The following is a 13,371-nucleotide window of genomic DNA, read 5'->3' on the forward strand; positions in this document are numbered from 1 at the left end:
TGGCAAACATATGAACGCGAGAATCTGGGGGAACTTTCAGCCCTCGCCTTCTCTCAGGTACCGAGCAGCAGCTTAACGATAACCGGATTTTTCGTCAAGCTCGAAAAACTGGATCATCGAGTATAAAATTTAATTTTTCGCATTATTTTAAGTTAGCATATGTGCGAACTTTTTTCAAGCTTCTTGTAATATAGGGCGCACAACCAATCAATAGACTCTGGCCCAAAAAGCTGACGCTTTTTCGGCAGGTCATTTCAGGCGTTCGGTTTAAAAGTTGAAGGGAACAATGAATATGAATGGGGGTCGGACCAAGATAACTAACTGATATCAAGCGAAATGCTCTTGAAATGCCCCCCCTTGATTTGGGCCTATATCGCCCTTTTTGGGGGTAAAACGGGCAACATATAGGCAATTGAACTAATGGCGAGAGTTCAACGACACTATATACCAGGACAAATATGGCACATCACTCACAGGTGCCACAAACGGGAATTTTTGCTTAAATTTTCCAAGGATCGAAGTAGATGGCTTCAATGGCTGTATGAAGCAAAAAAACGATATGGATTGGTGATTTTGAATTATGCAGTTACTTCGAATCATATTCATCTTCTTGTAGTTGGAAGCAGTGAAAGGGATGTCATCCCAAATTCGATTAAACTGATTGCAGGAAGAACAGGCCAGGAATTTAATCAACGAAAAAATCGTAAGGGTGCATTTTGGGAAGACCGATATCATGCGACAGCAATTGAAAACGGAGACCATCTTTTGAGATGTCTCGTCTATATTGATCTGAATATGGTAAGGGCGGGGGTTGTTCATCATCCATCGGAATGGCCTTTTGGTGGTTATAATGAAATCCATTAACCCAAAAGGAAGAAGGCCTTAATAAATTATCAGAAACTTACATCACTACTTGGTTTTGATTCCTGTGGTGACGTCATAAAGTATCACCAAAAGTGGGTGGATGATTTTCTCGGAAATGGCAATAATATTCGTGATGACAAATGGACCACAAGTCTTGCTATCGGAAACAGGAGTTTTGTTGAAAGAGTAAAATTTTTAATGGGGGCGTTGGCTGTAGGGCGGAAAAGTACTGAAGCTGGAGATTCTTATCAACTACGAAAACCTGCTGTTCCCCATATTGCTCATTTCGGGGGCAAAAAGGGGGATATAGGGTTTGAAAACAATTGGTTATGGGGTGTTTAAACTGAATATTCAACGGTTTTCTTGGTCCGACTCCCTATGAGGGTGGCATGACCCCGTTCTCGCAAAATAGGCCAAAATTAGATTGAGCAACACGGTCTCTGTTTTCAACCCCTGAGGTTTCCTATCTTTCACGACTACCGCCTGGTATAAATATACGGGCCATAGAATTGTTGGTGTGAATAAAGGTAAACCGTTTATGAAAAAAATAGAGCTAAAGAAAAAGTTAAAGTTAAATAGCATCGTCAAAGCTGCACAAGAATTGTTTCAAGCCAATGGCTTCATCGGTACCAGTATGGATAAAATTGCCGACAAGGCCGGTGTCACCAAACAAACGGTATACCGGTATTTCGATTCGAAGGAGGCACTTTTCAAGGCGGCTCTGGATTTACATCGGCTGGATGCGACGAGTCATGACTTTATAGAGGCACTGAACCTGGAAGACGCAACAAACGCCCTGGAAACATTTGCAACCGGATTCATCGAAAGACATTTGTCCAAGGAGCATCTGGCAAACATCCGTTTGCTGGTATCCGAGGGCCCCATGGTGCCTGAAATAACGCGCGTCTTTTATGCGAGGGGCCCCAGGCGGATGAGAACCCGCCTTTCACAATTCCTGAAGGACAGATTCAACATAGATGACGCCGAATATGAGATTGGCGTTTTTCTGGACATTCTCCTTTCCCTGCGCATGCCTGTGCTTACCGGCCTGCATGCGCCTCCGTCCAGGGAAAGTCTCCGGCGGCATGCCGCCAAAGCCGTCAAGGTCCTCATGAAATTGCTTGATTTATAACGGTCACGGACCGTCCGTGGTCTCCCGCGCCCAAGGTTCGGTCCACAACAAATATAGTAATTTTGTCCCTGTTTATTCAAAAGTTTCATGCAAAATAAAGGGAAGGGTAACCATGACAACCCAAAATTGACCCCCTATGATAACCGAATTTTGACCCCTCTGAGTTAATAAACCATCACGCTTCTTTCAGCCGCCCCCCTGGGGCGTTAGGGGGGCGGGCGGTGGCGCCGCATATTTATCTGTTTTTCAGGGAGTCTTTCAAACGGTAACTGCACCCAGGTGTACTGGATAATATGGGCCTTATGGGTGACCCTGTCGAGATGTGCTGCTGTTAAATTTACATCGCCAAATATCTGCGTCCAGTCCCCGAACCCAAGGTTCGTAGTAATAATTACGGATTTGCGTTCATGGCGCTCTGCCAGCACCTGAAATAAAAGCTGTGCGCCCTCTTGAGAAAAGGGGACATATCCCAATTCGTCTATGATCGCCTGGTATGAGCCTGTTCTCGGCGCAGGCTGATGCTTTCTCGGGCTATAGCGGCTGCATTCACCCCGAAGTACTTTTCTTACCGTGTTCTTCGAATGCCCCGTTTCCCTGGCAATTTTCTTGATCGTTTTCCCGTAAAACCGTTGTGCTGTTGGAATGTAATCGTATTGATCCAGCGTCAACATCTCCTGTTCCCTCCGGTAATTGTGGTTTAATTTAATCAATTACCTCTATTTACCGGAAGACTGTTGCTGGGGTCAATTTTCGGTTAGCAAAAGCATCAATAGCCAGTTCATAATTTATGGGCTGGATCTTTCTTATTCATGCTGTTGAACCGGAGGCGTTTTTACCATCTGCGCAAACAGCAGTGAAATAAGCGCCAATACAGCTGAGGCAAAAAACGGGATGCGCCAGCTTATGGTCCACAAAAAACCTCCAATTACCGGCAGGATAACAGCGGTCAGGTGGTTGATGGTAAAACCAACAGACATGGACGGAGCAATATCTTTTGGATCGGCCAGTTTCCTGAAAAAGGAATTGATGGCGATTACGAAACTGAAAAACAAGTTGTTTGTCAAGTACATCCCTGTGGCAAAATACTGGTTTTCGACAAGTGCGTAGCCCATGAACACCAGGAACAGTCCCGTATATTCAATGGTCAGCATGGTGCGTTCACCATAACGATTAATGGCCCTTCCAACGACTGGGCTTAAAAAATAGGTGATGATATTGTTCACCACAAACAGGGTGGAAATGTAGGCTACTGAAAAATGGTATTTTTGTACCAAAAGAAAAACCGAGAACACCATAAAAATTTGCCGCCGCGCACCGCTTAGCAGGTTAAGCACATAAAAGAGCCAGTATTTTTTTCTTAAAATCAGTTTTTTGTGTTGCACCGGAAGGGCTTTATCCACCGGCTTTTTTGTATAAGAATAAAGGCCGATCAGGATAACAACAGACCCGATAATAAAGAATATTTTTTGAATGGACAAATAGTCGGAAATGACCCATATAAATATTCCAACGATAACATTTGAAAGTGCCGTATAGCTTTTCAGCTTTGCCAGCACTATGGGAATCCTTTCTCCGGCAAAATATTGCAGGGTAAGGGACTGATTACAGGTTTCAAAATAATGATAACCAGTGGACAAAATCAGTGTCGTTACCAGCAACCCTCCAAAGGATGGGAGTAATCCAGCCATCATGTCGCCAAGGCCTAACAAGAAAACTGCCAATGCTGCAAAGCGGTGTTCGGCAATAATCAGCAAGATAAACACGACAAAGAAGGTCAGAAAACCAGGAATTTCCTTTAGCGACTGAATGGCACCGACCTGAATGGAATTAAGCCCAATGGTGTCAACGGCAAAATTATTAAATAGGGTTTGCCATCCCTGGAAGCCAAATGCCGATGCCATGACCAGCATTACCAAGTATAAATACATTGGGTTTTCTTTGTAACTTTTAAATTGATTCATAATTCACACGTATTACCTATTTTGTTTTTAGGGCTTGATCATAACTGCGGCCATATTTTGCCGTGCGCAGCCTCTGAGTCCCGCCCGTTGCCGGCGTACGACATGGCGCGATCCGGGGAAAAGATGTCGGGGCCATGAAGCGTTAAGAAGCGCAAACGGTTTGAGGCTTGCCGAGTTTTTGCGCTTTAGATTCATGGGCCCGGCATCCCCCGGATCGTGCTGGAGAAGCCGGCAATGGGCGGGACGGACTCCGCGACATGGTGGCCGCAGTTATGATCAAGCCCTGTTTTTAAATAAAAATCACTACCTCCATTGGACAACAAATTATGGCCAATAGCCTCGGTCCATTCGATTTAATTATCATACTGCTAAGCATGATAATGCTCAGTGGTATTTATTTGTCAAGATAATCATACTTGATGGTATTATTTTTCAAGAAAAAAATTAGACAAAACCCAACCCTATCTGACTGGGTCAACTGAAAGAAGGGCTGTTACCGGCATTTTTTTTATATTCTCGGGCTCAAATCTTGAATTAAGGACTAAGGGCTCACTCAAAAATAACTTCCCATTTTAAGCGCCGATGCATCCTGCCTGGCTGCGTTACGAAAGCTCGAAATATGCTTGATATTCCTGCGCTTTCGTGCCTTGCCAAACAGGCGCCTCAACACTTAAAATTGCGAACTTATTTCTGAGCGAACCCTTAGGTGTCAGCAGTTCTTCTTCCCGGATTGAATAATACTCACAAATCACCGCTTTTATTTTGCCAATATCCGGAACAAGAAAGGATGAATCCGGGACTTTTCGATGAATTTTCTCACTAAAAAATTTCTCTTTCACCCGGTTGATGAACTGGCCACTGCCGAATAGGGAGGGCAACTTATTTTTTTCGAAAAGCTCCTTAACATTCTCTGAATCCTCAAAATTTACAAACCGTTTATAGGCTCTTTTTGCCTGCCCGGCCTCTTGAGAAAATATCTAAAAGATAAAAGCGTTATCCAAGCAATCCCATTTTTCAACGCCGGGAAGGTACCCCCTGTGACTGCTCCACAAATACTTGTCCATCGATTGAACGATTCCAGCCCTCAATGGATTTTTGTGAATATAGCGAACCAACTGGAGCAGATAACTGTCGCCGTCAATCAGAATCGCTTTGTAACGGTCGCGAAACAACTGACCGTCACACCCATGCCGCCGATTGTAGCGTTGAGTGTAAACCCCGTTGATATGACGCACACACCGGGATATAAGGGTATGGCCTAAAAACTCACGTATTGTTTGATGATTATTGGCGATGTCATGGCTTTTATCATAGTCCCAGTTGCAATTGAGCCGAATGGTGCCAAGGACCAGAATTTTTCATAAATCCATGCCCGGTCTGCCATTTTTCGGGTAGACTTTTTGGGGAACGATTTCACGCAAAATAGCAAACACGTTGTCACGGGTTTGCCGATCGCTGTAAATGGCTTGCAATCCTAACAGGAGTTGAGGGATTTCACCTCGGCATTGGATGTCAATGGGAATATCGCAGATGTCAACCGGACCAATTTTTAGTTGATTTTCGATCACTTTTCTCATAGCATTTCTCCGTGAAGATTTTCCGGGTTTTACTCATTATATCCGATTCGGTAAAATCGGTTATTTCGTTATTTGTTTTTTTATTTCAGTAAGTTATATGACGAAAATAAGTAAAGCGTGCAGGCCAGATCTGCACAAATCCGGAAAATCTTCATTTCATTATAATGCTATAACCTTTCGTAATTTTAGGCTTTTTCTGTTCTCGTTCAGGCACTATATAGTTAAGAACGTCCATCCCCCAGGGTAAATAACCCACCGTTTTGACCCTTTACTTTGTGGTGGGGCCGCTCTGGAGGACAGGAAACTCAAAAAAACATGGGGGGGATACATATGATCAGTATGCTGCGGCGGTGTCCATGCTTTTTCCAATGTTCATTCAATAGACTATCTATCGCAGGTCTGATTCTTTCGCTGTTTTTTTATTCATCCCTTTTTGCAGGAGAGCCTGCTCTGCAAAAACCCATAGTCTATACCGATCAGGAAAACATAACAGGATGGGTCATGAGTGAAAAACTGGACGGTATCAGGGGATATTGGGATGGAATTCGGATGTATACCCGAAAAGGTACCCCCTTGCACCCACCGCAATGGTTCATAGAAAATTTTCCGCCATTTTCCCTTGACGGCGAACTCTGGAGTAAAAGAGGCGATTTCGAATTTATCCAGTCCGTGGTACTGGACCAGACCCAGGGGGAAGGGTGGAAACACATCACCTATAACATTTTTGAAGTCCCCAATGAAAAAGGCGATTTTCTCTTCCGGCTCAACCGGGCACGCACTTGGTTTAAAGCACATAAAAACAACTACGCTCGGATTATCCCTCAGATTCGGATTAAAGAAAAATCAGACATGGAAAAATTTTTAAAAGAGATTGAATCAGTGGGGGGTGAGGGCGTGATTCTTAAAAACCCGGGCATTCCCTATCACACCGGTCGCAGTCCCCATATCCTTAAAGTGAAAAATTTTCAGGATATGGAGGGGGTTGTTGTCGGCATCAACAAGGGCAAGGGAAAATACAAAAATCTCATGGGGTCAATGACTGTAAAGCTTGAAAATGGCACCACCTTTAATCTGGGTACGGGTTTTAGCGATAAAATCAGACATACCCCGCCGCAACCCGGCTCAACGGTGACGTTTAAATATCATGGACTTACCAAGAACGGAATTCCCAAATTCGCCTCTTTTTTGAGGGTGAGGCAGGACTGAATTTCATGTTTCTTGCTTTGGATCGCTTGATTCTACTCCGCTGCCCCTCTTTTGTCTGACTTTGATCCGTTGGGGAATATAGAATGTCCCCTTGTTCACTCAGGCTCAGAATCTGCTGAATCAACCGGTTGCCGTTCAATTGAAGCAAGGGAACTATCCTGCTCCTGAAAAGGTTTATATTGTCGTAAGATTAACTGGCAATATCATTGAATAATGGAGTTATTGAAGATATGAACTTTCCCCCCCCGCCCAATGTTCATGCGGTTGCAGTGCTGTTTCTCTCAGTTCTTGCGCTGATTTTGTTCACCCGTGAAAAAATACAGCTTGAGTCTTCCAGTTTTCTGATTCTTATTTTTCTTGCTGTTGGGTTTGAACTCTTTCCTTTCAAGGTAGATGGAAACGTTTTACACGCGGTAGATTTTTTTGGTGGTTTCGGACATGAGGCATTGGTTGCTGTTTGTGCCTTAATGATTGCCGGACAGGGTATCGTCCGAACGGGGGCGCTGGAACCGGTGGGGCGAATGTTGGCCAGGCTTTGGAAGATCAGCCCGAACCTCTCCTTGCTGTTAACACTTTTTGTCGGGGCGTTTATCAGTGCGTTCATAAACAATGTTCCTGTCGTTGTTTTGTTTCTTCCCATTTTGATAAATGTATCCCTTCGGACCGGCATGAAAGCGTCCTCGGTTTTGATGCCTCTGGGCTTTGCCACCCTGCTGGGCGGGACGTGTACGACCATTGGGACCTCCACCAATCTGCTGGTGGTCTCAGTGGCTGCAGAGATGGGCTTGAAACGGCTGGAGATGTTTGATTTCATGGTTCCGGCGGTGATTGCCGGAAGCATTGGCATTGCTTATCTCTGGCTCGTTGTACCGCGGATCATACCGGAGAGAAAACTGACCCTGGCTGACACGTCTCCCAGGGTTTTCTTAGCCCATCTCGTTCTTCTTGAGGGGGGAGCTGTTGAGGGTAAAACATTGGCTGAAGCTATAAAAATGGTTGATGGCGAGATGAAGGTCACGCGCGTGGAACGCGGATCTGATAATTTTATAATGCCAATTCCCACCATGATTCTGAAGGCAGGCGATCATCTGATAATTCGTGACACGCCAGAGCGCCTGAAGGAGTTTGAAAAGCTGCTGAAAGGGACTCTCTATACAGATCACCTGACAATCGATCCGGTAGATGATGAACATCCCCTGAAGGCTGAAGATCAACAGATAGCAGAGGTCGTCATCATAGAGGGGTCACGCTTTCAGGGAAGAACGCTCAGCGGTTTGCGGTTTGTGGACCGGTATGGGCTGATTACACTGGCCATACACCGAGCGGGCAAGCCCCTGGAAAAGATGCATGATGAAGTCGGAGATATCCGTTTGAAAGCGGGAGATATCCTTCTGGTTCAGGGGCCCCGTGAGCAGATTGCCAGTTTGAAAAAAGAAAAGAATTTCCTCGTACTGGATGCCACGACGGATTTGCCGTTTGCTCAAAAGGCACCGTTGGCATTGTTTATTATGCTGGGCATCGTTGTGTCGGCCGCCTCTGGGATCATGCCGATAGCAATCAGTGCACCAGCCGGGGCGCTATTGATGATTTTAACCGGTTGCCTGGGATGGCGGGATGCGACAAGTGCCCTGAGTGCGCAGGTCATCCTTATCGTGGTGGCGAGTCTGGCTCTCGGGGCTGCATTATTGAAAACGGGTGCAGCCAATTACCTGGCATTACTGTTTGTGACCCTGGTGGGTGACGCTTCTCCAGCCGTCACGATCAGTGGACTTATGCTTCTGATGGCAATCCTCACCAATATTATATCCAATAACGCCGCCGCAGTTATCGGCACCCCTATTGCCATTTCCATTGCTTCCCAAATGGGGCAGCCGCCGGAAGCCTTTGTCCTTGCAGTATTGTTTGGGGCCAATATGAGTTATGCGACTCCTATGGCGTACAAGACAAATCTGCTCGTCATGAACGCCGGGGAATACACTTTTAATGATTTTCTTCGGGTTGGGATACCACTGGTCCTGATCATGTGGGTTACGCTTTCATGGTTGCTTCCGATCCTCTACGGTATATCTTGATTCGAGCTCATACCCCCAGCACCAAGCAAATTTTAAATTCCATGGTCACTTTACTTAATTCCAACAAAAGAGAAAAATGGGGACAGGTAAATTGTGATAGACAAGCGTGAGCTATCCTGCTACAGAAAAAAGACGGGGGCTCAAGAGCACCGTATAAGGAAAGATAATAATAAGGGAGGTAAGAAATGCCGCGGATATCACGAATGATCGTTTCTAACGAAACAGCCGTGTACCATGTCATTTTCCGGACGGCCCTGGACGGATTTCCTATAGGAGATGTTGAAAAGGATTTTCTGCTGGGTCTGATCAAACGGTTTTCAAAATTATATTTTACTGAAGTTATTGGATTTTGCCTCATGGGGAATCATGCCCACGTTCTGGCGAAAATGATACCGGAAACCAAGTTCACCGATAAACAGATTCAGAAACGGTACGAGGCATTTTATGGGGATGAGCGGGTGTTTGCCAGGGGGCAGCTTCCGGCTTTGCGGGCAAAATATGACAGTCTTTCGGAATTTGTCCGGGAGATCACGGTTGGATTTACCAGGTATTACAACCGACGGCACAACCGAAAAGGCTTTTTCTGGGGTGGACGGTTTAAAAGCGTTATCGTGGATAAGGGGGAAACGCTCGTGAACTGCATGGCGTACATTGATCTGAATCCGCTACGGGCGGGCATTATAAAACGTCCGGAACAATACCGTTGGTGCTCGCTTGGATACCATGTCCAGACCGGAAATAAGGATGCTTTCCTTTCCACTGATTTTGGCATGAAAGCGTTCAACGTAAAGGATGAAAAAGAAAGAATCCGCAGATACCTCAGTTATGTGTATGAAGCTGGCGCGCTTAACTTGTCGGGTAAGGGCAGGGTGCAGGGAATTGATGAAGAAACCGGTGAAAAGGAGCGAAAAAAGGATTTTGGACTGACCCGTGCGGATCGGTTTCGCTACCGGAATCGGTATTTCACCGATTCAGGAATTATTGGTTCCCGGGAGTTTGTCTTGCGGCATTATCAGAACTTTAGGCATCTGTTTCAAACGGAAAATGAAAAGAAGCCAAAGCCTGTAAAAGGGCTTTCCGGGATGTATTCTCTAAAGCGGCTTTCAGAAAATATCGGCTAGCATCCGGATCAGCAATTGATTCGGGAAAAAGATTTGCGCTGGCGCGCATAAATTTTCAGTCCCCCCTTTGGGCTCCAACAAGCTTATCCGGTTCCACCGGTCTCAGGATGGCGGACATTGCCAGCACCATTTCAGGATTCATGGGCACCCAAACCTGCCGGAAATCATTCTGGAGGCGGCCTTGAAGTCCTCCGGCAAGTCGCTTGTGTAGCGGTTTGTTGTGTAACACGACAGAATCTTGCCAGTTTTGCATAATTTACCTGCCGCCTTCTCTTTTTCTTCTCTTTTGTCACTTATTTTTCTTTACCGTGTTGGTTTTGCTCCCGAAAACGTAACGCTAAGATCGGAAAATACGTATTTATGCAATACATTTGACAAAATATCAGTATAATAGCCTGGTCCGATCCCGGATAAAGTAGGCGGATAAACGGATAACCCCGGATACACCGCCTGAATAGATACAAAAACAGAGACAGGAGCGTTTCCTTGGAGTTGATAATCAGCAATTTGAAAATTCCCATTGAAAAAGACGGGATTGATGAATATTTAAATGCCGCTGCACAAAAGTTGAAAACAGGCGAAGGAAATATATCCATTGCGAAAATTCTTAGTAAATCACTTGATTTGAGCAGCAAAGAACAGTTCTATTATAAAATTTCGATGGTTGTCAGAACGGATGTCACCTATAAAAATAATCAAAATTTTCCCGTATACACAGAACAAATAAAAGTAAAGAGAAAAATAATTAACATTAAGGATCGGCCTGTAATCGTAGGGTTAGGACCTGCCGGCATGTTTGCTGCCCTTGAATTAATTGATTATGGGATGAAACCATTAATATTTGAAAGAGGTAAAAAGATAGAAGACCGCTCCGTTGATGTCCAGAGATTTATAAAAGAAAGGCAGCTAGACCCTGAATCAAATATCCAGTTTGGTGAAGGCGGCGCCGGTTCATACTCCGATGGCAAGCTGTTTTCCAGGAGAAATAATAATTCGAGCTGCGTAAATCGGGTGTTGAAGACGTTTGTCAGATTTGGTGCGCCTGAGTCAATAGGGTACATCAGCAAACCCCATTTGGGGACGGATGTGCTGTGCGAAATCGTTCGCAATATAAGGAACTATATCCTTGAGAGGGGCGGAGAGATATATTACGGCTCAAAAATGACGGACATCCTGATATCAGGGGGTAAAGCCTCAGGTATTATCATCAATGGTGAGAAGGAATATCTTTCTTCAAGTATTTATATCGCGTTGGGACATTCTGCGCGCGATACGTTTGAGATGATGCATAAAAAAGGTATCGCCATGGAGCCGAAGCCGATTCTTGTTGGCATGAGAATTGAGCATCCTGTTGAAATTATCAATCGGATACGATATGGCGATAAATATAAGAATTTTGTTGGCTTAGGGGCTGCTACCTATTCTTTGAATTATACCAATCGAAAAATTCAGAGGGGGGTCTACACATTCTGCATGTGTCCAGGCGGTGAGGTGATTAATGCTTCATCTGATCCAGGCATGATGGTTGTTAACGGGATGAGCTACTCACGCAGGGCATCCGCATTTTCAAATGCAGCCCTGGTTGTAACCTGTCATCCGGATGATTATAAATCAACCGGTCCATTGGCTGGTATAGAGTTCCAAAAGGATATTGAGCGAAAGGCCTTTCACGCGGGAGGAGGACGATGGGAAGTCCCTGCGCAGAATCTGATGAATTTTTTAGATGAGAGAAACGCTGACGGCTTAAATAAAAATTCGTATAAGATGGGGGCCGTTTCTGCTGATATGAAAGACATTTTTCCAGGATTTGTGGCCGAGGAGCTGTTGGCTGCATTTAATAAATGGAAAGTGGAGGTTCCGTTGTTTGTTTCAAATCATGCGATATTGTTAGGTGCGGAAACAAGAACCTCATCTCCTGTACGGATTAAACGCAATGAAAAATTTGAATCCGTAAATATAAAAAATTTGTATCCGGTAGGCGAAGGTTCAGGCTATACAGGGGGCATAACCAGTTCTGCCGCTGATGCCATAAAGGCGGTCGAGATAAACGCATTGTAAGAATGGTTTCGGTAGCAATCGGCAGATACGGATGGCAATGACGCCGCCCGGGCACCACATATGGCATGGGAATTATCGGGTGCATTTTCAGCAGCGTTGCACCTGTCAAGCCTACATGACAGGCAATTGAACAGATCACCGTATTGAAATCAAAAGAGAAATGTATTTTGATGGCGGTATGCTAAAATGAAGAAGACCGAAAGTTATTCTAAATCCGGGTTGGTCGAGGACCAATATGATGCTGAAAGAGTAGAATGCCTGGAGACCGTTGCGGCCAAATTGCGCGAACGGGTGAAGGAGCTTACCTGCCTGTACGGCATTTCACAGATAATTTCAGATCCGGATAAATCGTTTGAGCAGAAGATCATGCATATCCTCATGCTGCTCCCGCCGGCCTGGCAATACCCCGCATGCACCTGTGCGCGAATCATGATTGACGGAGAAACGTTTCAAAGTCCTGATTGCCGGCAGGGAACGCATAAACAGGTCGCTTGGATACGTGTTAATGAAAAAAATCGGGGCGTAGTGGAAATTCACTACAAAGATGCTGGCTTTTTCGCGCAGAAAAAACCGTTTCTTGAAGAGGAACAGAGCCTGCTCAACAATATTGCCGGGCAGATCGCATTGATGATCGAACGCAAGGAGGTCCAGGAGGCTAAAGCCGAGCTTCAGGATCAGCTCATCCGGGCCGATCGCCTGTCTGCAATCGGTCAGCTGGCCGCAGGGGTGGCGCACGAACTCAATGAACCTCTGAATACGATTCTTGGTTTTACCCAGTTGGTCCAGAAAAATCGGGAGTTGCCGGATACAGTGCAGGAAGACTTGAAAAAGATTACGGATGCATCACTCCATGCGCGCACGATTATCCGGGAGCTTCTGATATTTGCCCGACAGTCATCCAGCAGCATTGCCACGATGAGTCTGAACCGGATCGTGGAAGATGAACTTAGTCTTCTGGAATCGCTGTGCCGCAAGTCCTCCGTGGAGGTGCAACGGATTCTCGATTCGAATGTTCCGGAGATTGTTGCAGATAAGTCACAGATGCTTCAGGTCCTTTCCAACCTGATAATCAATGCTCTTCAGGCTATGCCTGACGGCGGGGTGCTGACTATTCAGACTTCATTTGATTCATCTGATGTCTTGCTGGCAGTTACGGATACCGGCATCGGCATGAGTGCGGAGGTGAAGGAAAAAATATTCGTCCCGTTTTTTACCACCAAGGATGTGGATCAGGGAACCGGTCTGGGCCTTGCAGTGGTGCATGGCATCGTGACATCCCATGGCGGAAGAATTACTGTTGAAAGTGCGGCAGGGCAGGGGTCACGTTTTATCATAACCCTGCCCCGGAATCAGGATACACAGGGAAGGTAAATCAGGATA

Annotated in this window: 14 protein-coding genes; 9 read left to right on the forward strand and 5 right to left on the reverse strand. The window is 45.5% G+C overall.

What is annotated here, in order from left to right:
• The first annotated feature begins 420 nt into the window (after positions 1–420).
• From PHQ97_11980 to PHQ97_11990, 3 genes are all read left to right on the forward strand, one after another.
• Positions 421–864, forward strand: coding sequence for a transposase (locus PHQ97_11980; GenBank protein ID MDD4393450.1), 444 nt, complete (start codon positions 421–423; stop codon positions 862–864).
• Positions 865–960: 96 nt separating this feature from the next.
• Entirely contained in the window at positions 961–1,206 is a 246-nt protein-coding gene (locus PHQ97_11985) for a hypothetical protein (GenBank protein ID MDD4393451.1), read from the forward strand.
• Between the two features lie 196 nt (positions 1,207–1,402).
• Positions 1,403–1,996: a TetR/AcrR family transcriptional regulator gene (locus PHQ97_11990; GenBank protein ID MDD4393452.1), complete on the forward strand. Its 594-nt coding sequence runs from the start codon at positions 1,403–1,405 to the stop codon at positions 1,994–1,996.
• Positions 1,997–2,202: 206 nt separating this feature from the next.
• Here PHQ97_11990 and PHQ97_11995 read toward each other — a convergent pair whose 3' ends face one another.
• The 3 genes from PHQ97_11995 to PHQ97_12005 all read right to left on the reverse strand — a co-directional run bounded on the left by PHQ97_11995 (position 2,203) and on the right by PHQ97_12005 (position 4,835).
• A complete protein-coding gene (locus PHQ97_11995; GenBank protein ID MDD4393453.1) occupies positions 2,203–2,667 on the reverse strand; it encodes an ATP-binding protein in 465 nt (154 codons plus the stop codon).
• Positions 2,668–2,799: 132 nt separating this feature from the next.
• Positions 2,800–3,924 carry an MFS transporter gene (locus tag PHQ97_12000; protein MDD4393454.1) on the reverse strand — a complete coding sequence of 375 codons (1,125 nt, stop codon included), beginning with the start codon at positions 3,922–3,924 and terminating at the stop codon, positions 2,800–2,802.
• Positions 3,925–4,559: 635 nt separating this feature from the next.
• Positions 4,560–4,835, reverse strand: coding sequence for a hypothetical protein (locus PHQ97_12005; GenBank protein MDD4393455.1), 276 nt, complete (start codon positions 4,833–4,835; stop codon positions 4,560–4,562).
• 159 nt (positions 4,836–4,994) lie between these two features.
• On the opposite strand from PHQ97_12005, the gene PHQ97_12010 reads away from it, so the two are divergent.
• Entirely contained in the window at positions 4,995–5,219 is a 225-nt protein-coding gene (locus tag PHQ97_12010) for a hypothetical protein (protein MDD4393456.1), read from the forward strand.
• A 96-nt stretch (positions 5,220–5,315) separates the two neighbouring features.
• On the opposite strand, the gene PHQ97_12015 is transcribed toward PHQ97_12010, so the two are convergent.
• A complete protein-coding gene (locus PHQ97_12015) occupies positions 5,316–5,534 on the reverse strand; it encodes a hypothetical protein (protein MDD4393457.1) in 219 nt (72 codons plus the stop codon).
• A gap of 411 nt (positions 5,535–5,945) precedes the next feature.
• Between PHQ97_12015 and PHQ97_12020 the strand changes: the two genes are divergently transcribed.
• The 3 genes from PHQ97_12020 (at position 5,946) to PHQ97_12030 (ending at position 9,933) form a co-directional block, all read left to right on the forward strand.
• Complete coding sequence (locus PHQ97_12020; protein ID MDD4393458.1) at positions 5,946–6,740, forward strand: DNA ligase; 795 nt, start codon at positions 5,946–5,948, stop codon at positions 6,738–6,740.
• 230 nt (positions 6,741–6,970) lie between these two features.
• Positions 6,971–8,812: an SLC13 family permease gene (locus tag PHQ97_12025; GenBank protein MDD4393459.1), complete on the forward strand. Its 1,842-nt coding sequence runs from the start codon at positions 6,971–6,973 to the stop codon at positions 8,810–8,812.
• Positions 8,813–9,015: 203 nt separating this feature from the next.
• Positions 9,016–9,933: a hypothetical protein gene (locus PHQ97_12030; GenBank protein MDD4393460.1), complete on the forward strand. Its 918-nt coding sequence runs from the start codon at positions 9,016–9,018 to the stop codon at positions 9,931–9,933.
• 55 nt (positions 9,934–9,988) lie between these two features.
• Here the strand turns inward: PHQ97_12030 and PHQ97_12035 are convergent, their stop codons facing one another.
• The gene (locus tag PHQ97_12035; protein ID MDD4393461.1) at positions 9,989–10,186 is read right to left on the reverse strand and encodes a hypothetical protein; all 198 of its coding nucleotides are present in this window, start codon (positions 10,184–10,186) and stop codon (positions 9,989–9,991) included.
• 233 nt (positions 10,187–10,419) lie between these two features.
• On the opposite strand from PHQ97_12035, the gene PHQ97_12040 reads away from it, so the two are divergent.
• Together PHQ97_12040 and PHQ97_12045 are read left to right on the forward strand one after the other, a co-directional pair.
• Entirely contained in the window at positions 10,420–11,991 is a 1,572-nt protein-coding gene (locus tag PHQ97_12040) for a dehydrogenase (protein ID MDD4393462.1), read from the forward strand.
• 186 nt (positions 11,992–12,177) lie between these two features.
• Positions 12,178–13,362, forward strand: a complete 1,185-nt coding sequence (locus PHQ97_12045; GenBank protein ID MDD4393463.1) for an ATP-binding protein — start codon at positions 12,178–12,180, stop codon at positions 13,360–13,362.
• Positions 13,363–13,371 lie beyond the last annotated feature (9 nt).

It is taken from the genome of Desulfobacterales bacterium, assembly GCA_028704555.1.
Lineage (GTDB): Bacteria > Desulfobacterota > Desulfobacteria > Desulfobacterales > JAQWFD01 > JAQWFD01.

Bases quoted from the DNA above. Each gene is read 5' to 3' on its own strand.
- PHQ97_11980 (MDD4393450.1), top strand. From the start codon at position 421: ATGGCGAGAGTTCAACGACACTATATACCAGGACAAATATGGCACATC.
- PHQ97_11990 (MDD4393452.1), top strand. From the start codon at position 1,403: ATGAAAAAAATAGAGCTAAAGAAAAAGTTAAAGTTAAATAGCATCGTC.
- PHQ97_11995 (MDD4393453.1), bottom strand. From the start codon at position 2,667: ATGTTGACGCTGGATCAATACGATTACATTCCAACAGCACAACGGTTT.
- PHQ97_12000 (MDD4393454.1), bottom strand. From the start codon at position 3,924: ATGTATTTATACTTGGTAATGCTGGTCATGGCATCGGCATTTGGCTTC.
- PHQ97_12015 (MDD4393457.1), bottom strand. From the start codon at position 5,534: ATGAGAAAAGTGATCGAAAATCAACTAAAAATTGGTCCGGTTGACATC.
- PHQ97_12025 (MDD4393459.1), top strand. From the start codon at position 6,971: ATGAACTTTCCCCCCCCGCCCAATGTTCATGCGGTTGCAGTGCTGTTT.
- PHQ97_12030 (MDD4393460.1), top strand. From the start codon at position 9,016: ATGATCGTTTCTAACGAAACAGCCGTGTACCATGTCATTTTCCGGACG.
- PHQ97_12035 (MDD4393461.1), bottom strand. From the start codon at position 10,186: ATGCAAAACTGGCAAGATTCTGTCGTGTTACACAACAAACCGCTACAC.
- PHQ97_12045 (MDD4393463.1), top strand. From the start codon at position 12,178: ATGAAGAAGACCGAAAGTTATTCTAAATCCGGGTTGGTCGAGGACCAA.